The organism is Sphingomonas sp. (assembly GCF_013812825.1).
In the GTDB taxonomy this organism is placed as follows: Bacteria; Pseudomonadota; Alphaproteobacteria; order Sphingomonadales; family Sphingomonadaceae; genus Sphingomicrobium.
On sequence record NZ_JACCSU010000094.1, the window covers coordinates 1 to 20172 of the forward strand.

Annotated in this window: 19 protein-coding genes; 7 read left to right on the top strand and 12 right to left on the bottom strand. The window is 66.4% G+C overall.

Annotated elements, in window-relative coordinates:
• From ruvA to H0T81_RS12340, 4 genes are all read right to left on the bottom strand, one after another.
• Positions 1–449: Holliday junction branch migration protein RuvA (ruvA, locus tag H0T81_RS12325; RefSeq protein WP_294013671.1), on the bottom strand; the 449-nt coding region annotated here is incomplete at its 3' end.
• 89 nt (positions 450–538) lie between these two features.
• On the bottom strand, positions 539–1036 hold the full coding sequence (gene ruvC, locus H0T81_RS12330; protein ID WP_294013674.1) for a crossover junction endodeoxyribonuclease RuvC: 498 nt from the start codon (positions 1034–1036) through the stop codon (positions 539–541).
• Entirely contained in the window at positions 1033–1773 is a 741-nt protein-coding gene (locus H0T81_RS12335; protein ID WP_294013676.1) for a YebC/PmpR family DNA-binding transcriptional regulator, read from the bottom strand. Before H0T81_RS12335 ends, ruvC begins: the two co-directional genes overlap by 4 nt.
• Positions 1774–1783: 10 nt before the next feature.
• Positions 1784–2026 (bottom strand): DUF2312 domain-containing protein, encoded by a 243-nt coding sequence (locus H0T81_RS12340; protein ID WP_294013679.1) that lies wholly within the window; start codon positions 2024–2026, stop codon positions 1784–1786.
• A 127-nt stretch (positions 2027–2153) separates the two neighbouring features.
• Here H0T81_RS12340 and pyk point away from each other — a divergent pair, with 127 nt between their 5' ends.
• Positions 2154–3620 (top strand): pyruvate kinase, encoded by a 1467-nt coding sequence (gene pyk / locus H0T81_RS12345; RefSeq protein ID WP_294013682.1) that lies wholly within the window; start codon positions 2154–2156, stop codon positions 3618–3620.
• 45 nt (positions 3621–3665) lie between these two features.
• On the opposite strand, the gene H0T81_RS12350 is transcribed toward pyk, so the two are convergent.
• The 5 genes from H0T81_RS12350 to H0T81_RS12370 form a co-directional block, all read right to left on the bottom strand.
• Entirely contained in the window at positions 3666–4535 is an 870-nt protein-coding gene (locus tag H0T81_RS12350) for an NAD(P)H-hydrate dehydratase (RefSeq protein ID WP_294013685.1), read from the bottom strand.
• Positions 4532–5296, bottom strand: a complete 765-nt coding sequence (locus H0T81_RS12355) for a histidine phosphatase family protein (RefSeq protein ID WP_294013687.1) — start codon at positions 5294–5296, stop codon at positions 4532–4534. The genes H0T81_RS12350 and H0T81_RS12355 overlap by 4 nt, the downstream gene beginning before the upstream one ends.
• A 67-nt stretch (positions 5297–5363) precedes the next feature.
• A complete protein-coding gene (locus H0T81_RS12360) occupies positions 5364–7529 on the bottom strand; it encodes a family 1 glycosylhydrolase (protein WP_294013690.1) in 2166 nt (721 codons plus the stop codon).
• Entirely contained in the window at positions 7526–8704 is a 1179-nt protein-coding gene (gene glf, locus H0T81_RS12365) for a UDP-galactopyranose mutase (protein WP_294013692.1), read from the bottom strand. Before glf ends, H0T81_RS12360 begins: the two co-directional genes overlap by 4 nt.
• Complete coding sequence (locus H0T81_RS12370; RefSeq protein WP_294013694.1) at positions 8701–9789, bottom strand: glycosyltransferase; 1089 nt, start codon at positions 9787–9789, stop codon at positions 8701–8703. The genes glf and H0T81_RS12370 overlap by 4 nt, the downstream gene beginning before the upstream one ends.
• A gap of 318 nt (positions 9790–10107) precedes the next feature.
• On the opposite strand from H0T81_RS12370, the gene H0T81_RS12375 reads away from it, so the two are divergent.
• The 6 genes from H0T81_RS12375 (at position 10108) to H0T81_RS12400 (ending at position 17635) form a co-directional block, all read left to right on the top strand.
• On the top strand, positions 10108–11634 hold the full coding sequence (locus tag H0T81_RS12375; protein ID WP_294013697.1) for an acyl-CoA carboxylase subunit beta: 1527 nt from the start codon (positions 10108–10110) through the stop codon (positions 11632–11634).
• Between the two features lie 13 nt (positions 11635–11647).
• Entirely contained in the window at positions 11648–12112 is a 465-nt protein-coding gene (locus tag H0T81_RS12380; protein ID WP_294013700.1) for an OsmC family protein, read from the top strand.
• Between the two features lie 130 nt (positions 12113–12242).
• Positions 12243–12662: a methylmalonyl-CoA epimerase gene (mce, locus tag H0T81_RS12385; protein ID WP_294013703.1), complete on the top strand. Its 420-nt coding sequence runs from the start codon at positions 12243–12245 to the stop codon at positions 12660–12662.
• Positions 12663–12777: 115 nt separating this feature from the next.
• Positions 12778–15042, top strand: coding sequence for a methylmalonyl-CoA mutase (gene scpA / locus H0T81_RS12390; RefSeq protein WP_294013706.1), 2265 nt, complete (start codon positions 12778–12780; stop codon positions 15040–15042).
• A complete protein-coding gene (locus tag H0T81_RS12395; protein WP_294013711.1) occupies positions 15042–15509 on the top strand; it encodes a hypothetical protein in 468 nt (155 codons plus the stop codon). The genes scpA and H0T81_RS12395 overlap by 1 nt, the downstream gene beginning before the upstream one ends.
• A complete protein-coding gene (locus H0T81_RS12400) occupies positions 15509–17635 on the top strand; it encodes an acetyl/propionyl/methylcrotonyl-CoA carboxylase subunit alpha (RefSeq protein ID WP_294013714.1) in 2127 nt (708 codons plus the stop codon). Before H0T81_RS12395 ends, H0T81_RS12400 begins: the two co-directional genes overlap by 1 nt.
• Positions 17636–17643: 8 nt before the next feature.
• On the opposite strand, the gene H0T81_RS12405 is transcribed toward H0T81_RS12400, so the two are convergent.
• The 3 genes from H0T81_RS12405 to H0T81_RS12415 form a co-directional block, all read right to left on the bottom strand.
• Positions 17644–17913, bottom strand: coding sequence for a hypothetical protein (locus H0T81_RS12405; RefSeq protein ID WP_294013716.1), 270 nt, complete (start codon positions 17911–17913; stop codon positions 17644–17646).
• A complete protein-coding gene (locus H0T81_RS12410; RefSeq protein WP_294013719.1) occupies positions 17910–19619 on the bottom strand; it encodes an AMP-binding protein in 1710 nt (569 codons plus the stop codon). Before H0T81_RS12410 ends, H0T81_RS12405 begins: the two co-directional genes overlap by 4 nt.
• A gap of 88 nt (positions 19620–19707) precedes the next feature.
• Positions 19708–20115 (bottom strand): RidA family protein, encoded by a 408-nt coding sequence (locus H0T81_RS12415; RefSeq protein WP_294013722.1) that lies wholly within the window; start codon positions 20113–20115, stop codon positions 19708–19710.
• Positions 20116–20172 lie beyond the last annotated feature (57 nt).

Consider the following 20172-nt stretch of genomic DNA (forward strand, 5'->3'; position numbering starts at 1 on the left):
GCTCCGACGCGGGGAACCGCGGCCCCCGCCGTCCCGGCGAGACCGGGCGCCCCGAGCTTGCCCTGGAGCTCGTTGGCAATGCGCGTGGCGAGCTTGGGGCCGACGCCGTTGGCCCGCGCGATCATCGCCTTGTCGCCCGACGACACCGCTCGCGACAGCTCGTCGGGCCCGAGCGCCGACAGGATCGCCAGCGCGACCCGGCCGCCGACGCCCTGGACCGAGGTCAGCGCCCGGAACGCCTCGCGCTCGCCCGCCGTGCCGAAGCCGAACAGGGTCATCGAATCCTCGCGCACCTGCATTTCGGTCAGCAGCATGACGTCGCCGCCCAGCGGCCCCAGCGCGTCGAGCGTCCGGGCGCTGGCCAGCACCTGGTAGCCGACTCCGCCGACGTCGATCACCGCGCCATCGGCACTGGTTTCGGCGAGGGTTCCGGTCAGTCTCGCAATCAAGGCTTCATTCCCAACCGTTCGGGCTGAGCTTGTCGAAGCCCTGCCCTTTCTTCAACCGCCTTAGATGGAAAAGCAGCCCTTCGACAGGCTCAGGGCGAACGGCTCTGGGTCGCCCGGGCCGACGCCAGATGGTGGGCGTGGGTGATCGCGACGGCGAGCGCGTCGGCCGCGTCCGGGCCGGCGATCGTCACGCCGGGAAGCAGGCGGCCGACCATCGCGTGGACCTGCACCTTTTCGGCATTGCCGTTGCCGACCACCGCTTTCTTGACCAGCCGCGCCGCATATTCACCGACCGTCAACCCGGACCGGGCCGCGACCATCAGCGCCACCCCGCGCGCCTGGCCGAGCTTCAAGGTCGATTGCGGGTTCTTGTTGACGAACACCTCCTCGACCGCGGCCGCTTCGGGCCGATGCTCGGCGAGCAGCGCCTCGAGTTGGCCGGCAAGGTCGGCGAGCCGCTCGGGCAGCGGCGCGGAAGCGGTCGTTTTCAGCTCGCCATTGGCGACGTGCGACAGCCGATTGCCTTGCGCTTCGATCAGGCCCCAGCCGGTCGTCCCGAGCCCGGGATCGAGGCCCAGAATCTTCAAAGCCGCTCCAGTTCCTCTTCCGGCACGTCGTAATTGCCCCACACGGTCTGGATGTCGTCGTCGTCGTCGAGCGCGTCGATCAGCTTCATCAGGCTCGACGCGTCGTCGCCGCGAACCTCGATTTCGGTCGACGGCTTCCAGGCGAGCTTGGCGCCGTCGGGCTCGCCGAGCATCGGTTCCAGGGCCCTCTGGACTTCGTGCAGCTGGTCGAGCGCGGTCCAGATCTGGTGGCCGTCCTCATCCGATTCGACGTCCTCGGCGCCGGCCTCGATCGCCGCCTCAAGCACTGTGTCGGCATCACCCGCGCCCGGCCCATATTCGATCAGCCCCATCCGCTCGAAGCCGTGGCTGACGCTGCCGCCCGCGCCCAGATTGCCACCGTTCTTGGAGAAGATCGTGCGGACGTTGGTCGCGGTTCGGTTGCGGTTGTCGGTCAGCGCCTCGACGATCAAAGCGACCCCTCCCGGCCCGAAGCCTTCGTAGCGGATCTCCTCGTAATTCTCACCCTCGCCGCCCGACGCCTTGTCGATCGAGCGCTGAATATTGTCCTTGGGCATCGACTGCGCCTTGGCCGCGAGGACCGCGGCGCGAAGGCGGGCGTTCATCTCGGGGTCCGGCAGACCCATCCTTGCCGCGACGGTGATCTCGCGGGAGAGCTTGGAGAACATCGCCGAGCGCTTTTTGTCCTGAGCGCCCTTGCGGTACATGATGTTCTTATATTTGGAATGGCCGGCCACGGGCGCTTCCTTATCGCAGTCCGAGCGCGCTGCGATAGGTCTCCAGCAGCGCATCCATCTCCTGGCGCGTATGCGTTTCCAACTTCCGCAAGCGGACGATGGCCCGCATCGTCTTGGTGTCGTAGCCGTTCGCCTTGGCTTCCGAGTAGACGTCGCGGACGTCGTCGGCGATCGCCTTTTTCTCTTCCTCGAGCCGCTCGATGCGCTCGATGAATAGCCGCAGCTGATCGGCCGCGACGGTGCCCTCCGCCATTTCTCAACATCTCCAATTGGGGTTTGAACGCGGGCTCTAAGCCAGCCCGGGCGGCCGCTCAAGCCGGGTTGAACGCGCGGGCGAAAGGGTTATGGCCGGGCCGCTTCAGGACCGGGGAAGGAGCCCAGTGACGGAATTTTTCCCACCGCGATCGCGCAAGGTGAAGATCCTGGCGACGCTGGGCCCGGCGTCGAGCGACCCGGCGATGATCCGCAAGCTGATGCTCGCCGGGGCGGACGCGTTCCGGATCAACATGAGCCACGGCGATCACGCGCAGAAGGCGGAGCTGGTCGAGGCGATCCGGGCGCTCGAGAAGGAATTGAAGCGGCCGACGACGATCCTGTTCGACCTCCAGGGGCCCAAGCTCCGGGTCGGGCATTTCAAGGGCAAGTCGGCGATTCTCAAGACGGGCGACCGATTCACGCTCGACCGCAAGCACACGGCCGGCAGCTCGGACCGCGTCGAGCTCGCCCATCCCGAGCTGTTCGCGACCATCCGGCCGGGTGATCGAATCCTGATCGACGACGGCAAGGTGCGGCTGAAGACGATGGAGGTCGACGACCGAAGCCTGGTGACCGAAGTGCAGGTCGGCGGGACGGTGTCGGACAACAAGGGCGTCAATGTCCCCGACGTGCTGGTCCCGATCCCGTCGCTGACCGAGAAGGACCGCTCCGACCTGATCTTCGCGCTCGAGCAGAAAGCCGACTGGATTGCCTTGTCGTTCGTCCAGCGCCCCGAGGACGTTGCCGAGGCTCGCACCCTGATCGGCGAAAAAGCGGCGCTGCTCGCCAAGATCGAGAAACCGGCCGCGATCGACCAGCTGAACGACATTATCGCGCTCGCCGACGCGGTGATGGTCGCTCGCGGCGACCTTGGGGTCGAGCTTCCGCCCGAGCAGGTGCCACCGCTCCAGAATCGGATCATCGCCTGCGCCCGCCAGTTCGGCAAACCGGTCGTGGTCGCGACCCAGATGCTCGAATCGATGGTCAGTTCGCCGACCCCGACCCGGGCCGAGGTCAGCGATGTCGCGACCGCGATCTACGACGGCGCCGATGCGGTGATGCTGTCGGCGGAGAGCGCCGCCGGCCAATATCCGTGCGAGGCGGTGGCGATGATGGACCGCATCGCCACCAGCGCCGAGCGCGACCCGATCTACCCGGCGCGGATTCATTTTACCGAGACCCGGCTCGAGCCGACCACCGCCGATGCGCTCGCCGGCTCGGCGCGGCAGATCGCCAGCACTGTCTCGGCGACCGCGATGGTCTGCTACACAAGCTCGGGCTCGACCGCGCGCCGGATCGCCCGGGAGCGCCCCGCCGTGCCCCTGCTGGCGATGACCCCCTCGTTGACGACGGCCCGGCGGATGGGACTGCTGTGGGGGGTCCAACCGGTCCATTCGCGCGACGTCAACAGCTTCGAGGAGATGGTCGAGAAGGGCAAGCGCATGGCCTTGCGCCACCGGATCGCCCAGGGCGGCGACCGGGTGGTGCTGATGGCCGGAGTGCCGTTCGGGACCGCGGGATCGACCAACGTCATCCATGTCGTCCAGCTGGTCGGCGACGAGCTCGAAAAGCACACCCGTTCCAAAGGGTGATGATTTTCGAGCTCGAGAAACACACCCGTTCCAAGGTCTGACGTTTCAGCGCGGCAGCAGGCCCGGGATTTCGTCGGCGATCTCGCGGGCGAGGAAGCCGATCGGCGCGACCTTCCGGGCCAGCGCGGCGCCCGCTTCGCCATGCAGCCAGACTCCCCAGAGCAAGGCGGCGAGCGGATCGGCGCCGCGCGACAGAAGGCCGCCGACGATGCCGGCGAGAACGTCGCCGCTGCCCGAGACCCCGAGCCCGGGAGCGCCGCCGCTGTAGGTCCAGGAGCGGCCGTCCGGATGGATGGCGTGGCTGGTGACCCCTTTGGCCAGCACGACCGAGCGGTAGAGCCGGGCGGCGCGAACTGCGCATCGGATCGGGTCCGCCCTGACGTCCTCCTCGTCGGTGTCGAGCAACGCGGCGAGCTCGCCGGAGTGGGGCAGAAGCACCGGCCGGGTGCGGCCGTCGCGATCCGCGCCCTCGCGCGGCACCAGGCTGTGCAACAACGCCGCGTCGAGCACCAGGCGCGCTGGCGATTCCAGCAGCTTGTCGGCGATTTGCTTGCAGGTCCCGTCGCGGGTCATTCCCGGGCCGGCGACGATCGCGTCGGCTTCCGCGGCCTCCTCGACGATCTGCCCGACCGCGGAGCGTGCAAAGCCGCCGTCGCGATGCTCGGGGAGCGCGACCACCATCGCTTCGGGCATCGCCACTGCAACCTGCGGGGCGATGCTTGCGACCGTGGCGATCCGCAACTTGCCCGCACCGGCGCGCATCGCCGCGGTCGCGGCCAGCAGCGCCGCCCCCGGGACCTCGCGGCTGCCGGCGATGATCAGAATGCGGCCCTTGGTCTCTTTCCCGCCGTCGATGATCGGCGGCAGCGGGTTGGATTCGAGCGCGCTTCGGTCGAGCGGCGTTCCCGACCTCATCGCGATCCGGCCATCGCGTCGGGAGCCGAGGTTTTCGCTGCGCCTTCGCCTTCGAGCGGCGAGTCGTGGTTCCACAGCGACAGCTTGGGCGTGCACAGCCCTTCCGCGTCGGGCTCGAACTCGAACGCGCAGATGCCGCAGTTGAGGACGTCCGCCTGCTTGTCGATGGCGAGGATCTGGGCCTCGTCCAGTTCCTCCAGGATGTAGCGCATGCACAAAACGACGACCTGGTGGCACACGACCAGCACCCGCCGGTCGGAGTAATGCAGGTTGATCGTGTTGAGCATCGAGCGCAGCCGCAGGATCACGTCGGCCCAGCTCTCGCCCCCGGGCGCCCGGTGATAGAATTTGCCGAGCCGCGTGCGGTGCGCCGCTTCCTCGGGGAATTTCTCGCGGATGCCGATCGTCGTCAGCCGGTCGAACACTCCGAACTCGCGCTCGCGAAGCCGCTCATCGACGATCGATCGCGCGGGGCCGCCGGCGAGCGCGCCGGCCTTGCAGATGGCCTCGGCGGTCTGGCGTGCGCGGATGTAGGGCGATGACAGGATCACTTCCGGCCGCTCGTTTTCAGGCAGCGACGCGAACCAGCGGCCGGCGGCTTCCGCCTGGCGGAATCCAAGCTCCGACAGAGGCACGTCGACGTCGCGCATCTCGATGTCGATCATCGCCAGCCCTGCCTCGTCGGCAGCCTCGCGCGCGACGTTGCCCTGGCTCTGCCCGTGCCGGACGAGCCACAGCCGCTCGGGCCAGTTCTGGCGCATCGCTGCTCCTCCTTCAGGCGAGAGAAAGCTTGAAGCGGATGATTGTGCCGCGGTTTCGTTCGGAGCCTTAGAGGAGCTCGCGAAGCGTTTCCGAATGCTCGACGAAGTCGGTCAGCGCTGACTCCAGCGGCCGCAGCAGCAGACCGCGGCTGCTGGTCAGGCTGGTGTCGGCCCGCTCGCCGCCATCCGCGACGCGGACTCGGTCCGGGCCGACCTTGGCCATGTCCGCGGCGGCGTGGGCGAGCTCGTGCCAGCTGACCGCGCCCTGGTTGGTGAGGTGCCAGATGCCTTTCTCGTCGTCGATCAGCAGGTCGAGCGTCGCGTGGACGAGGTCCGGCACATAAGTGGGCGAGACCATGGTCTTGTCGCAGGCGACGACCTCCTCGCCGCGCTTGAGGCGCTCGATCGTGTCGTAGAGGAAATTGTAGCGGTCCCACGGCCCGAAGAAGGCGCTGGTGCGGATCACCAGCGCGTCGGCGTCGATCTCCATCAGCCGGGCTTCCGCCTCGGCCTTGCTACGCCCGTACTCGCACGCCGGCGCGGGTTCGTCGGGCTCGATGTAGGCGCGCCCGAGCTTGCCGTCGAACACCAGGTCCGATGAGAAATTGACCAGCGGGATTGCGTGCAGCTTGCAGGCTTTCGCCAGCAGCTCGGGGCCGGTGGCGTTGATCTGGAAGCATTCGTCGGGGAGCTTCTCCGCCTCGGCGACGCGAACGAATCCAGCCGTGTTGATGACCGCCCAGGGTTTGTACGTCTGGAGGGCGGCGGCGATCGATTCCTTGCTGGTGATGTCGAGCTCGGCGCGGCTGGTCAGCACGTGCGCGAGGCCGCGGTGCGAACAAATTCGCGAGAAAGCCTGGCCCAGCGTTCCGGTCGCGCCGGTGATCAGGATCGGCCGCGCGTTCGAGCAGTTCGCCGGCAGCGTGTCGTAGCGCCGCTGCGCGTGCGTCCGGCCGCGCCGCTTCCACCAGCCGGGCAGGTCGAGCAGCGGATGCTCGAACTGTTCGCCGCGGCCGAGCTTGGCCGCTGCCTTGGCGACCAGCGTCGGGCGCGGAGTCTCGGAGCGAGTGTCGAACGCGCCGACGTCGTAGCTGCCGTCGCGGCGGGTCAGCAGCGAGCGCCAGTCGACCGCGCCGAACATCGACCACAGCGTGATCGCGCGCACATCGACACCCGCGCGGCGTTCCTTCTCGGCATCATTCCAGACGTCCGTCAGCCAGCGCACCTGCTCCTCGCGAGTGCAGCCGTGGTGGACCTCGGATATGACCAGCGGCAGCTGGTAGCGCTGCCACGTTTCGCGGAGCCTGCGGCCGGTGCCCACCTCGCCGCCGAGGCTGGCGATCCGCACCGCTTCGACGTCGACGTAGGTGTCGCGGCCGTTGGAGCCAGGCTCGACGCCCGGATAGCGCTCGACCCGGTGGTCGAGAAAGCGCTCGCTGGTCAGGTAATGGTTGAACCCGATGACGTCGGGCGTCGCCTCGCCGCTCGCCAGTTCCTCGAGCTCGGCCTGCGACGCCGCCTTGTTGCGCAGCCACTGGTAGAACGGGTGGCCTGGCTCCACTCGGCCCGTGAGCAGGTCGAGGCTCAGCCAGCGGCGCTCATTCTCGTGGCGCGCCTGATAAGCCAGGCGCTCGGTCGCGAAGGTCTTGCCGATGTCCTCGGTGACCAGCAGCTGGGCGGCGGGGTTGACCTTGCGGATCGCCTTCATTGCCCCGGCGGTTGCAAGGCATTCAATCACCAGCGCCCGGAACATCGCGTCGATGTCGTGCTTGTGCGGGTACCAGTGGCCATAGAGGCACGAAAAGCGCGCTGTGGTCAGCGGCTCGTTGACCGGAGTCCAGGCCTCGACCCACGGGTAGCGCCTCGCGACCTTGTCCGCGTAATCGGCGAGCAGACTAGGGAAATTGGCGTCGAGCAGGTTTGTGTAGCGCGGCCCTGAGCCGTGATGGACAAGGCCACCGATCACTTGGATTCCGAGCTCGCGCAACCGCTTCAGCCGCTTGTCGTGCCACGAAAAATCGCATTCGCCGGGCGCTTCGGGCGCAACCGTTTCCCAGACAATCGGGTAGCGCACCGCCTTGACACCGAGCTCGGCGATCGCATCGAGGTCGCCGATCCGCGACGCGTGACCGGTGTCGACCAGCTGGTTGCGGTACTCGTCACCGATCCGGACCACGGTGCACTCGACGCCGCCCCACAGCTCGAGCGGCCCGCCCTCGCCACCCGTGATCATGCAGCGGCTGCCGCAGCCTCCTGCGGCCCCCCGCGCTGCCGCCGCTCATCCATCCGCCTGAAGGTCGCCAGCGCCTGGCCGACGATCTGGTCCATGTTGTAATAGCGATAGGTGGCGAGGCGGCCGACGAACGTGACGCCCTCCGTAGCATCGGCGAGCGCTTCGTAGCGCTTGAACAGCTCCTGGTTCTCGGGCCGCGGGATCGGGTAATAGGGGTCGCCCTGGGCGGACGGATATTCGTAGGTGATGCTGGTCTTCGGGTGCGTCTGGCCGGTCAGATGCTTGTACTCGCTGATCCGCGTGTACGGCACCTCCTCCGAGGGATAGTTGACCACCGCGACCGCCTGGAACTGCTCCTGGTCGAGCGTCTTGTGGTCGAACTTCAGGCTCCGGTACGGCAGCTTGCCGAAGCGGAAGTCGAAATATTCGTCGATCGGCCCGGTATAGATGATGTGCGCGGCATCGATGTCGTCCTTCACATCCCGAAAGTCGGTGCCGAGCATTCTGTCGATCAAGGGGTGATCGGTCATCCGCTCGAACATCGCGGTATAGCCGTCGCGCGGCATCGCCTGGAACGTGTCGCCGAAATAGCGGTCGTCGGTGTTGGTCCGGGTCGGGATCCGGGACGTCACCTGCTTGTCGAGCTCGCTCGGGTCGAGGCCCCATTGCTTGCGCGTATAGCCGCGGAAGAACAGCTCGTAGAGCTCGCGCCCGACGGCATTGATGACCACGTCCTCGGACGTCTGGATGTCGGCCACCGGTTCGGCGCGCGAGGCGAGATATTCCGCCGCGTCCTCGTCCGTCTCGAGGTCGAGGCCGAAAAGCTTGTTGAGAGTCGTCCGGTTGATCGGAATCGGCACCAGCTGGCCGCGCACCTGGGCGAGCACCCGGTGCTCGTACGGCCGCCACCCGGTGAACTGCGACAGATATTCGACCACCTGCTCGCTGTTGGTGTGGAAGATGTGCGGACCGTATTTGTGGTAGAGGATTCCGGCGGCGTCCTTTTCGTCATAGGCATTGCCGCCGACGTGGTCGCGCCGGTCCATCAGAAGCACGCGCGCGCCGTGCTGGCTCGCCAGCCGTTCGGCGAGGACCGAGCCGGCGAATCCGGCTCCGACAATCAGATAATCGTAACTCGGTCGGTTGCTCTTGGCACCGGGACTGAAGGCGTTCATTCGGCGGCCACCAGCATCGCCGGAGTCTTGGCTGCGACGCGCGTCCCGAGCACTTCGGAAATCAGCCCGGCCATCCGCGCCTGGGTGGTGTGCCAGCTGGTCGCCGAGAGCAGCAGGTCGGCCTCCGCGAGCCAGTTGCCGCCGCGGTCGCGGGCGAGCTCCAGCGCCTTTTCGCACGCGGCGGCGAAGCTTTCGGCATCGCCGGCGATCTGTACGCCTTCGAGGTGGCCGTAGTGCCGCACCACATCCTTGACCGGGGTCGACACCACCGGCTTGCCGCCGGCGAGATATTCGGGGGTCTTGGTCGGTGAGATGAACTGCGTCGATTCGTTCATCGCGAACGGCATCAACGCGACGTCCCAGCCGGCGAGGTAAGCCGGCAGCTGCGCGTAGGTCTTGTTCCCCAGGTAATGGATGTTCGGCCGGCGCGGCAGGCCCTCGTCCGCGATCTTGGCGACCGGGCCAACCATCACCAGTGTCCACTCGGGGCGCATCTGAGCGATCTTGTCGAGCAGCTCGATGTCGAACCGCTCGTCGATCACTCCGTAAAAGCCGAGCCGCGGGCGCGGCAGCTGCTCCTGGTCCGCCGGGTCGAAGCAGCCGCCGCGCGCCTTGGCGAAATGGACTCGATCGACCGACGATGGGAACAGATGGACGCTGTCGTGGCGGTCCTTCTTGGCTTCGTACAGGCTCGACCCACCGGTGAAGACGAGATCGGCCCTGTCGATCAGCTCCTGCTCGAGGTCGAGCAGCTTTTCGGGTGCGAAGCGGAACTTGCTGAGCTCGTCCATGCAATCGTAGATCACCGCATCGGCGTCGAGGTGGCTCGAGAAGTCGAGCATCATCGGCGTGTAGTACCAGGCGACCAACGGTCCCTTGATGCAGGCGACGTGCGCGTCGAGCAGCCGCTTGAGGGCCGCCTCGCGCCGCTTTTCACTGACTCCTTCGGGCAGGTGGGGGACGACGACCCGGATGTTGGGGAAACCTTCGGCCTCGCGCACCTGCAGGAACGGAATCTCGCGGCGGCCGATGTCCATCGGCTCTTCCCAGAACACAACCGTCATGTCGTCCGCGAAGCGGCTCATCAGTTGCTGCGGCCGCTGGAAGACGAAGTCCCACCGCAAGTGCGAAAAACAGAGCAGGGTTGGGCGTTGCGAATCCGGCGCCGAGGGCTCGGCAAAAGACTCAATTGGCACCCCGACGCGACTGAGCATTTTTTGAATTTCCCTCTGTTGTTAAACGCCTGTTCACCAACGGGCATAGCGCGGTTACGGTTCCGCAACACTGACGCAGGTTAGCCTGAAAGGCTGTTGTGCACTGCAGCATAGCCGATCGGCGCTGATTGACCTAATCGGACGCCCGTGGAAGGGTTGGACCCTCCGGCGTCAACGAAGCGGGACGAAATGGCCACCACCATCGACGAATTGGAGAAACGCCGCGAGCTGGCCAAGCTCGGCGGCGGCGACAAGCGTATTGCAGCGCAGCATTCCAAGGGCCGCCTGACCGCGCGCGAGCGCCTGTCCGTCCTGCTCGATCCGGACAGCTTCGAGGAAGTCGACATGTTCGTCGAGCACAACTGCTCCGACTTCGGGATGGACAAGCAGAAGATTCCCGGCGACGGCGTGGTCACCGGGTCGGGCACCATCAACGGCCGACTGGTCTACGTGTTCGCTCAGGATTTCACCGTGTTCGGCGGCTCGCTCTCCGAGCGCCACGCGCAGAAGATCTGCAAGGTGATGGACGCGGCGATGAAGGTCGGGGCGCCGGTGATCGGGCTCAACGATTCGGGCGGCGCTCGAATCCAGGAAGGAGTCGCCTCGCTCGCCGGTTATGCCGAGGTGTTCCAGCGCAACGTGCTGGCCAGCGGCGTCATCCCGCAGGTCTCGCTGATCATGGGCCCGTGCGCGGGCGGCGCGGTCTATTCGCCGGCGATGACCGACTTCATCTTCATGGTGAAGGACTCCAGCTACATGTTCGTCACCGGCCCCGACGTGGTGAAGACCGTGACCAACGAGGTCGTCACGCAGGAGGAACTGGGCGGCGCCGTCACCCACACGACCAAGTCCGGAGTCGCCGACGTCGCGTTCGAGAACGACATCGATGCGCTGCTCGCGACCCGCGAGTTCTTCGATTTCCTGCCGCTGTCGAACCGCCATGAAGTGCCGGCGCGGCCGTGCACAGACCCGTGGGACCGTGTCGAGGACAGCCTCGACACGCTGGTGCCGCCGTCGACCGCGACTCCCTACGACATGCACGAGCTCATCCGGAAGGTCGCCGACGAGGGCGATTTCTTCGAGCTCCAGCCTGCGCACGCGGCCAACATCATCGTCGGCTTCTGCCGGATCGAGGGGCGCACCGTCGGGGTCGTCGCCAACCAGCCGATGGTGCTCGCCGGCTGCCTCGACATCGCCGCGTCGAAAAAGGCCGGGCGGTTCGTACGCTTTTGCGACGCGTTCGAGATCCCGATCCTGACCTTCGTCGACGTGCCCGGATTCCTTCCCGGAGTCGCCCAGGAGCACGGCGGGATCATCAAGAACGGAGCGAAACTCCTGTTCGCCTACGCCGAGGCGACGGTGCCCAAGATCACGGTCATCACCCGCAAGGCCTATGGCGGCGCTTACGACGTGATGGCGTCCAAGCATCTGCGCGGCGATCTAAACTATGCGTGGCCGACGGCCGAGATCGCGGTGATGGGCGCCAAGGGCGCGGTCGAAATCATCTTTCGCGGCAAGACGCCCAAGGAAATCGCCGAACATACGGCCGAATATGAGGAGCGCTTCGCCAATCCGTTCGTCGCCGCGAGCCGCGGTTACATCGACGACGTCATCATGCCCCATTCGACGCGGCGGCGGGTCGCGCTCGGGCTGCGCCGATTGCGCGACAAGCAGCTCGAAAACCCGTGGAAAAAGCACGACAACATCCCGCTGTAGGGAGCGCTGAGTAATGAGCACATACACCGCCACCGTCCGCTGGAAGCGCGGCGCCGACGACGCCTTTGCGCAGGGGCGCTACAGCCGCGTTCACGAATGGGCGTTCGACGGCGGCGCGGTGGTGCCCGCCTCGGCGAGCCCGCACGTCGTGCCCAAGCCCTATTCCGACGAAGCCGGAGTCGATCCCGAGGAGGCGTTCATCGCCTCGCTGGCGAGCTGCCACATGCTGTTCTTCCTCGATTTCGCCCGGCGCGCGGGGTTCGTCGTCGAAAGTTACTCGGACCGGGGTGAGGGCGTGCTCGAGAAGGGCGCCGATGACCGCATCGCGATGACCAAGGTGACGCTTCGCCCGCACATCGAGTGGAGCGGCGACAAGCAGCCCGACGACGCGGCGCTCGCCGACCTCCACCACAAGGCGCACGAAGCCTGCTTCATCGCCAATTCGGTGACCACCAAGGTGACGGTGCAGGGGACATGAACGGCGCGGCAAAAATCCTCCCCGCTACGGGGAGGTGGCAGCCGAAGGCTGACGGAGGGGGCGCTTCGCGTGGCACGACGCCCCCTCCACCAGCTACGCTGGTCCCCCTCCCCGTGCCGGGGAGGAGCGAATGAAGCTCGGCCGCCTCAACCATGTCGGCGTCGCGACTCCCTCGATCGAGAACAGCGTCGAGCTGTACCGAACGATGCTTGGTGCGACGCGGATCGGCGAGCCGTTCGACCTACCGGCGCAGGGGGTTCGGGTGTGCTTCGTCGACACTCCCAATTCGCAAATCGAGCTGATCGAGCCGCTCGGTGCCGACTCGCCGATCGCCAAGTTCCTCGAGCGCAACCCGCTCGGCGGCCAGCACCATGTCTGCTTCGAAGTCCCCGACATCCACGCGGCGAAGTCCGAGCTCGAGGCCAGGGGCGCGCGGGTGCTGGGCGAGCCGCGCATCGGCGCTCACGGGACGCCGGTGTTCTTCCTTCATCCCAAGGACATGGGCGGGGTTCTGACCGAGATCATGGAGTCGCCGAAGCGGGCGCATTGACCAATTGCTGCAAATCAAATCCCGTTCGCCCTGAGCTTGTCGAAGGGCTGCCCTTTTCCTAGTGCAGTCAAAGAGAAAGACAGGGCTTCGACAGGCTCAGCCCGAACGGAGTTGTATGTCCGATAAAAAGCCGACGCGAGAGGATTGGGAGGCGCTCGCCGCGAAGGAAGCGCGCGGCCGAGACCTCAAGCGCGAGACGCTCGAGGGCATTCCGCTCAAGACCGTCTACGGCCCCGGCGACGCAGGCGATATCGACAGCGGCTGGCCGGGCCTGCCGCCCTATACCCGCGGCCCCTATGCGACGATGTACGCGGGACGGCCATGGACCATCCGCCAGTACGCCGGCTTCTCGACCGCCGAGGATTCGAACGCTTTCTACCGCCGCAATCTGGCGGCCGGGCAGCACGGCATCTCGGTCGCCTTCGACCTCGCCACCCACCGCGGCTACGACAGCGACAATCCGCGCGTCGCCGGCGACGTCGGCATGGCCGGAGTGGCGATCGACAGCGTCGAGGACATGAAGCTGCTGTTCGACGGAATCCCGCTTGGGCAGATGTCGGTCAGCATGACCATGAACGGAGCGGTGCTGCCGGTGATGGCCTTCTACATCGTCGCCGGCGAGGAGCAGGGGGTGCCGCCCGAGCAAATGTCGGGCACCATCCAGAACGACATTTTGAAAGAGTTCGCGGTCCGCAACACCTACATCTATCCGCCCGAGCCCTCGATGCGCATCGTCTCCGACGTGATTGCTTATTGCGCGGCCAAAATGCCGCGGTTCAACTCGATTTCGATCAGCGGCTATCACATGCACGAGGCCGGAGCGACCGCGGTCCAGGAGCTCGCCTACACGCTTGCCGACGGGCGCGAATATGTCCGCGCGGCGATGAAGCGCGGCCTCGACATCGACGCGTTCGCGCCGCGGCTGAGCTTCTTCTTCGGCATCGGCATGAACCTGTTCATGGAGGTGGCCAAGCTGCGCGCGGCGCGCACTTTGTGGGCGCGGATCATGACCGACCTCGGCGCGCAGAACGAGAAGTCGAAGCTGCTTCGCACCCACTGCCAGACGAGCGGCGTGTCGCTGACCGAGCAGGATGCGTACAACAACATCGTCCGAACCACGATCGAAGCGCTCGCCGCGGTGCTCGGCGGCACCCAGTCGCTGCACACCAACAGCTTCGACGAGGCGATTGCCCTGCCGACCGATTTCTCCGCCCGAATCGCCCGCAACACGCAGCTGATCCTCGCCGAGGAAAGCGGAGTCACCGCGGTCGCCGATCCGCTCGGCGGGAGCTGGTACGTCGAGGCGCTGACCCGCGAGCTCGAGGACAAGGCGTGGGAGCTGATCGAGGAAGTCGAGGCGCATGGCGGAATGACCAAGGCGGTCGCCGAAGGCTTGCCCAAGCAGCGGATCGAGGAGGCGGCGGCCGAGCGCGCGGCCAAGGTCGACACCGGCGAGACGGTGATCGTCGGGGTCAACCGCTACCGTCTGCCCGAAGAAGAGCCGCACGACATCCTCGAGGTCGACACGGCGCGGGTCCGCAGCGGGCAGATCGCGCGGCTGGAGCGGGTGCGGGCGGAGCGCGACGAGGCCAAGGTGCGTGCGGCGCTCGATGCGTTGACGGAATCCGCCAAGTCTCCTCCCCGGAACGGGGAGGGGGACCGTCCCCGCGCAGACGGGGATGGTGGAGGGGGCGGCGTTATCGGCGCGGAATCCCCTCCGTCAGCGCTTCGCGCTGCCACCTCCCCGTCCCGGGGAGGAGACTCCAATCTCCTGGCGCTGTCAGTGGAATGCGCGCGTGTGCGGGCCACGCTCGGCGAAATATCCGATGCGCTCGAGCGCGCGTTCGGGCGTTACGGAACGCAGCCCGAGCCGGTGCGCGGGATCTACGGCGAGGCGCGTGGCGACCCGCGCTGGAAGGCGGCGGTCGAGGGAACGAAATCCGTCGCCGATCGCCTCGGCCGCAAGCCACGCATCATGGTCGCGAAAATGGGCCAGGACGGCCACGACCGCGGCGCCAATCTGGTGTCGTCGGCGTTCACCGACCTCGGCTTCGAAGTGATCCCCGGCCCGTTGTTCCAGACGCCGCGCGAAGCGGCGGAAATGGCCGCCGGGAACGACGTCGACGTGGTCGGCGCGTCGACGCTGGCGGCCGGGCACCGGACCCTGATCCCCGAGCTGATCGACGCGCTGAAGGAAATGGGCCGCGCCGACATCAAGGTCGTCGCCGGCGGAGTCATCCCGCCGCAGGATTACGCGATGCTGCGCGCCGCCGGAGTGCAGGCGATCTTCGGTCCCGGCACGAACCTCGCCGACGCCGCCGACGAGGTGCTGCGCCTTCTAGGCCACAACCGCCCGCCGCTGGACAAGGCGGCGGAGTGATGAAAAAATCGCGATACTTCGCCGCCGTTGCTTCGTTCAGCATCGCCGCTTGCGGCTCAAATGCTCAAGCAGAATCGTTTGCGATTGCTTGCAAAGGCACTGCTCAGTTCATGGACACTATTCAGGGTAAGCCGGTCAAACGATCGTACGACCTGCCAAGACAAATTTATGTTTTCGACGAGTCCGCAAAACGCGTGCAACGCGCAATGATTCCACGCCAGCAATTCGAAGACGTGTGCTTCCGGGGCGGCTACATCGACAACATCATCTTTTCCCCTGGTTTGATTTCGGTTCGATCCGAACGGGCCGGCGCAATGTGCGATTTCAAGGTCGATCGAGCGTCAGGCAAAGCCGAGTTTGTGCATCATTCCGATCTGCCCGCCGGTGGGCTTAGCTCAATCGAATTTCAAATGACGTGCGACCCCGCCGATCTTCCGGTATTCGATAAAAGCAGAAACAAGTTCTGATGTTCTCGAAGGTCCTCATCGCCAACCGCGGGGAGATCGCGTGCCGGGTGATCCGCACCGCCAAGCGGATGGGGATCGCGACGGTCGCGGTCTATTCCGACGCCGACGCGCGCGCGCCGCACGTGCGGATGGCCGACGAAAGCGTCCGGCTCGGCCCGCCGCCGGCGAGCGAAAGCTATCTCAACGCCGAGCTGATCATCGACGCGTGCAAGGCGACCGGCGCCGAAGCGGTGCACCCCGGCTACGGTTTCCTGAGCGAACGCGAACGCTTCGCCAGGGCGCTCGACAAGGCGGGGATCACCTTCATCGGGCCGCCGCCCAAAGCCATCGCGGCGATGGGCGACAAGATCGAATCGAAGAAGCTGGCGCAGAAGGCCGGAGTCAACATCGTGCCGGGCTTCCTCGGCGACATCGCGACCACCGAGGAGGCGGTGAAGATCGCGGCGGACATCGGCTACCCGGTGATGATGAAGGCCTCGGCCGGCGGCGGCGGCAAGGGCATGCGCCTCGCCCACAACGAGCAGGACGTGCGCGACGGCTTCGAGGCGACCAAGCGCGAGGGGCTTGCGAGCTTCGGCGACGACCGGGTGTTCATCGAAAAATTCATCGAGGCGCCGCGCCACATCGAGATCCAGCTGCTCGGCGACCAGCACGGCACCGTCCTCTACCTCGGCGAGCGCGAATGCTCGATCCAGCGGCGCCACCAGAAAGTGGTCGAGGAAGCGCCGTCGCCGTTCGTCACTCCGGCGATGCGCAAGGCGATGGGCGAGCAGGCGGTCGCGCTGGCCAGGGCCGTCGGCTATTACAGCGCCGGCACCGTCGAGCTGATCGTCAGCGGCGCCGACCCGAGCGGCAAGAGCTTCTACTTCCTCGAGATGAACACCCGGCTGCAGGTCGAGCATCCGGTGACCGAAGAAGTCACCGGCCTCGACCTCGTCGAGCAGATGATTCGGGTCGCCGCCGGCGAGAAGCTCGGTCTTCGGCAAAAGGACGTGAAGCTCGACGGCTGGTCGGTCGAAACGCGCGTCTATGCGGAAGACCCGTATCGCCACTTCCTGCCGAGCACCGGCCGGCTGGTTAGATACAAACCGCCAATGCAATCCGATTCCGTTCGCCCTGAGCCTGTCGAAGGGCTGGCCTTTTCTTCCAGCGGGAAAAGGAAGCGCAGGGCTTCGACAAGCTCAGCCCGAACGGCTGGGGGCTCGGATGTCCAAGTTCGCGTCGACGACGGCGTGTTCGAGGGCGGCGAAGTGTCGATGTTCTACGACCCGATGATCGCCAAACTGATTACCTGGGGTCCCGATCGCGAAGCGGCGATCGACGCGCAGGTCGCCGCGCTGGACGCGTTCGAGATCGACGGCATCGGCCACAATGTCGATTTCCTCTCGGCACTGATGCAGCACCCGCGCTTCCGCTCGGGCGACATCACGACCGGCTTCATCGCCGAGGAATATCCCGAAGGCTTCACCGGCGCTCCGGCCGACGAACAGTTGCTGCTCGACCTCGCCGCGATCGCCGGGATGGTGGCCGCGGTCCACGAGGCGCGCGCGGCCGAGGTCGACGACCAGCTCAACGGGCCGGTCCCGCAGCCGTCGGAACGCGTGGTGAAGATCGGCTCGGCCGAGCACCGGGTGCGGATCAAGCCCTATGACGGCGGCACTCTGGCGGTGGTCAACCCCGGATCGGGGTCCGGGGCAGGCGCCGGCGAACTGATCGACATCATCGGCCGCTGGGAGCCGGGCCAGCGGCTGCTGACCGCGACCGTCGACGGCCGCCGCCGAACCGTCCGCATCAGGCGCGAGGGCCGCGGCTGGGCGCTGACGGCGCGTGGGCGCAGACACAAGGTGCAGGTGATGCCGCCGCACGTCGCCGAGCTGTCGCAGCACATGATCGAGAAGGCGCCGCCGGATTTGTCGCGGCTGCTGATCGCGCCGATGCCGGGGCTGCTGACGCGGCTCGACGTCGAGGTCGGCGACAAGGTCGAGGCCGGCCAGCCGGTCGCGGTGGTCGAAGCAATGAAGATGGAAAACATCCTGCGCGCGGGCCGCGCGGCGACGGTCAAGGCCACGCCCGTCAAAGCCGGCGACAGCCTCTCCGTCGATCAGGTGATCGTGGAGTTTGAGTAGGCGGCAATTCAAGATCCGGTATCTTTTTCGAACGCCTTCTTACGAATGTGCCAAGCGTTGAAGTAGCCCAAGGTCTCGACAAAATATCGGCCGTCCATTTCCCTGCCCCACATGAACCAATGATCGTCTTCACCGAGCCATGTTCGGAACTCTTCCGATTCGAGCCAATCGTTGAGACGCTCTGGGAAGATGATTTTCGTCGGTCGCAGGAAGGCCCAAATCAACGAGCCGACTGCGACCGCCGCGACGGAACCAGCAAGGAGAAGCGTCGTCGTCATGCGGTAGCTCGTTTCCTCAGGTCCGCGCGCCTGAGCTTGCCGGTTGCGGTCTTTGGTAGCGTTTCGACGAACTCAATTACGCGCGGGTATTTGTAGGGGGCGATCTGCGCTTTCGCATGCGCCTGGAGATCGGTGATTAGCTCATCGGATGCTTCGACATCCGCAGCTGCCACCACGAACGCTTTCACCCTCTGTCCGCGCTCCTCGCACGGCACTCCGATCACCGCGCATTCGGCGACGGCGGGGTGCGACAGCAGCGCATTTTCGACTTCGGGAGCGCCGATGTTGTAGCCCGAGCTGACGATCATGTCGTCGCTTCGAGCGAGGTACCAGTAATAGCCGTCGCCGTCGCGCCGGTAGGTGTCGCCGGTGACGTTCCAGCCGTCATGCACGTAATCCGCCTGGCGCGGGTCATCGAGGTAGCGGCAGCCGGTGGGGCCCTTGACCGCGAGCCTGCCGGTGCCCTCGTCCATCGGCCGGCCGGCCTCGTCGAGCACCGTGGCCTCGTAACCCGGCACCGCCTTGCCGGTCGCGCCCGGGCGAATGTCGTCGCCGGCGGCAGAGATGAAGATGTGCATCATCTCGGTCGCGCCGATGCCGTCGGTGATCGCAATTCCCGTGCGCTCTTTCCACGCGCGCCACGTCGCCTCGGGCAGATGCTCGCCGGCCGACAGGCAGTAGCGCAGGGTCCTGAGTGCAGCCTCCAGCAGACTTTCCGTTCGTCCTGAGCTCGTCGAAGGACTGCCTTTCTCTTTCGACACAAGTGGTGAAGACAGCCCTTCGACAGGCTCGGGGCGAATGGATTTGGGGTTCTGCTTCAACCCCTCCGTGGCGAGCATCGCCTTGTACGCGGTCGGAGCGGTCCCGAGATGCGTGATTGAGAACTGCGCGATCGCCTCGAGCATCGCCGGCGGGCTCGGCTGCTCGATGGTCGCGCACGCTGCGCCGGCGCGCAGCGGGAACAGGAAACCCGCGCCGAGGCCGAAGGTGAAGGCGAGCGGCGCCGAGGTCAGTGCGATGTCGCCCGGTCTCATTCCGATCAGGTGCTTGGAGAAGCTGTCGCACGGCGCGAGAATGTCGCGGTGGAACTGGACGCAGCCCTTGGGAACGCCGGTGGTGCCGCTGGTGAAGGCGATCAGCGCCGGATCGTCGCGGCCGGTGTCGACCGGCGGCAGCGGTTCGAGACTGGCGCAGCGCGTCTCGAGCTCGCCCCTGCCGTGGTCGCCGTCATATTTGACCAGATGCTCGACGAACCGCGTCTGCTCCATCGCCTGGCGGAAGTCGCCGATGAAACGGCTGTCGACGATCGCGTGGCTGACCTGCGCGCGGTCGATCGCCGTCGCGATCTCGCCGGGGCGAAGCAGCGGCATGGTCGCGACCACCACTCCGCCGGCCTTGAGGATCCCGAGCCACGCGGCGAGCATCGTGTAGCCGTTGGGGCCGCGAAGCAGCACTCGATTGCCGGGCACGAGCCCATGCTCATCGACCAGCAGCCGCGCAATTCGGCCGGAGAGTTTGTCGAGCTCGGCGTAGTTCCAGCGGCCGTGGGCGTTGACGACTGCCAAAGCGTCCGGTTCGCCGCCGGCGAGCAGCTCGGCCGCCGCGTTGAGGCGTTCCGGATATTGCAGTTCGGGCAGGTCGAAGTGGAATTCGGGCAATAGCTCGGACGGCGGCAGCCGGTCCCGGACGAAGCTGTCGTATTTCATAGCGTCTTTGCGAGCGAAGCGCGGCAATCCAGTCCCCGGTTTGCGCTGGATTGCCGAGTCGCTGCGCTCCTCGCAATGACGAAAACGTTCACTCGGGCACCACCGCGGTCGCCTCGATTTCGACCATTGCCTGAGGGTCCACGAGGCTGCTTACCGCGACCAGCGCCATCGCCGGATAATGCTTGCCGATGATATCTTTCCACGCCGCGCCGATCTCGGCGAGCGAAGCGCGATAGGCAAGGATGTCGGTCACGTAGCAGGTCATCCGCACGATATGCTCGGGCCCGGCTCCGTCCTCCGCAAGGATTGCCACGATGTTGCGCAGCACCTGCGCGAATTGGGCGGCAAGTGTGTCGGACACGAACTGCTCATGCTCGTCCCAGCCGACGACGCCGGCGGTGACGATCAGCCGCCCCTTCGCCGAGATCGCGTTGGAATAGCCCTTCGGTCGCGGCCAGCCGGGCGGGAGCAGCGCCTTCATACTGCGCCCGTCCACTCCGCGATCTTGCCGAGGAGGTACAGCGCTGCAAACAGGCCCAACGCGATGAGGCAT

Bases quoted from the DNA above. Each gene is read 5' to 3' on its own strand.
- scpA (WP_294013706.1), top strand. From the start codon at position 12,778: ATGTCCGATAAAAAGCCGACGCGAGAGGATTGGGAGGCGCTCGCCGCG.
- H0T81_RS12410 (WP_294013719.1), bottom strand. From the start codon at position 19,619: ATGAAATACGACAGCTTCGTCCGGGACCGGCTGCCGCCGTCCGAGCTA.
- H0T81_RS12395 (WP_294013711.1), top strand. From the start codon at position 15,042: ATGAAAAAATCGCGATACTTCGCCGCCGTTGCTTCGTTCAGCATCGCC.
- H0T81_RS12375 (WP_294013697.1), top strand. From the start codon at position 10,108: ATGGCCACCACCATCGACGAATTGGAGAAACGCCGCGAGCTGGCCAAG.
- H0T81_RS12400 (WP_294013714.1), top strand. From the start codon at position 15,509: ATGTTCTCGAAGGTCCTCATCGCCAACCGCGGGGAGATCGCGTGCCGG.
- H0T81_RS12380 (WP_294013700.1), top strand. From the start codon at position 11,648: ATGAGCACATACACCGCCACCGTCCGCTGGAAGCGCGGCGCCGACGAC.
- H0T81_RS12355 (WP_294013687.1), bottom strand. From the start codon at position 5,296: ATGCGCCAGAACTGGCCCGAGCGGCTGTGGCTCGTCCGGCACGGGCAG.
- H0T81_RS12405 (WP_294013716.1), bottom strand. From the start codon at position 17,913: ATGACGACGACGCTTCTCCTTGCTGGTTCCGTCGCGGCGGTCGCAGTC.
- H0T81_RS12340 (WP_294013679.1), bottom strand. From the start codon at position 2,026: ATGGCGGAGGGCACCGTCGCGGCCGATCAGCTGCGGCTATTCATCGAG.
- H0T81_RS12360 (WP_294013690.1), bottom strand. From the start codon at position 7,529: ATGATCACGGGTGGCGAGGGCGGGCCGCTCGAGCTGTGGGGCGGCGTC.
- mce (WP_294013703.1), top strand. From the start codon at position 12,243: ATGAAGCTCGGCCGCCTCAACCATGTCGGCGTCGCGACTCCCTCGATC.
- glf (WP_294013692.1), bottom strand. From the start codon at position 8,704: ATGAACGCCTTCAGTCCCGGTGCCAAGAGCAACCGACCGAGTTACGAT.
- H0T81_RS12370 (WP_294013694.1), bottom strand. From the start codon at position 9,789: ATGAGCCGCTTCGCGGACGACATGACGGTTGTGTTCTGGGAAGAGCCG.
- H0T81_RS12350 (WP_294013685.1), bottom strand. From the start codon at position 4,535: ATGAGGTCGGGAACGCCGCTCGACCGAAGCGCGCTCGAATCCAACCCG.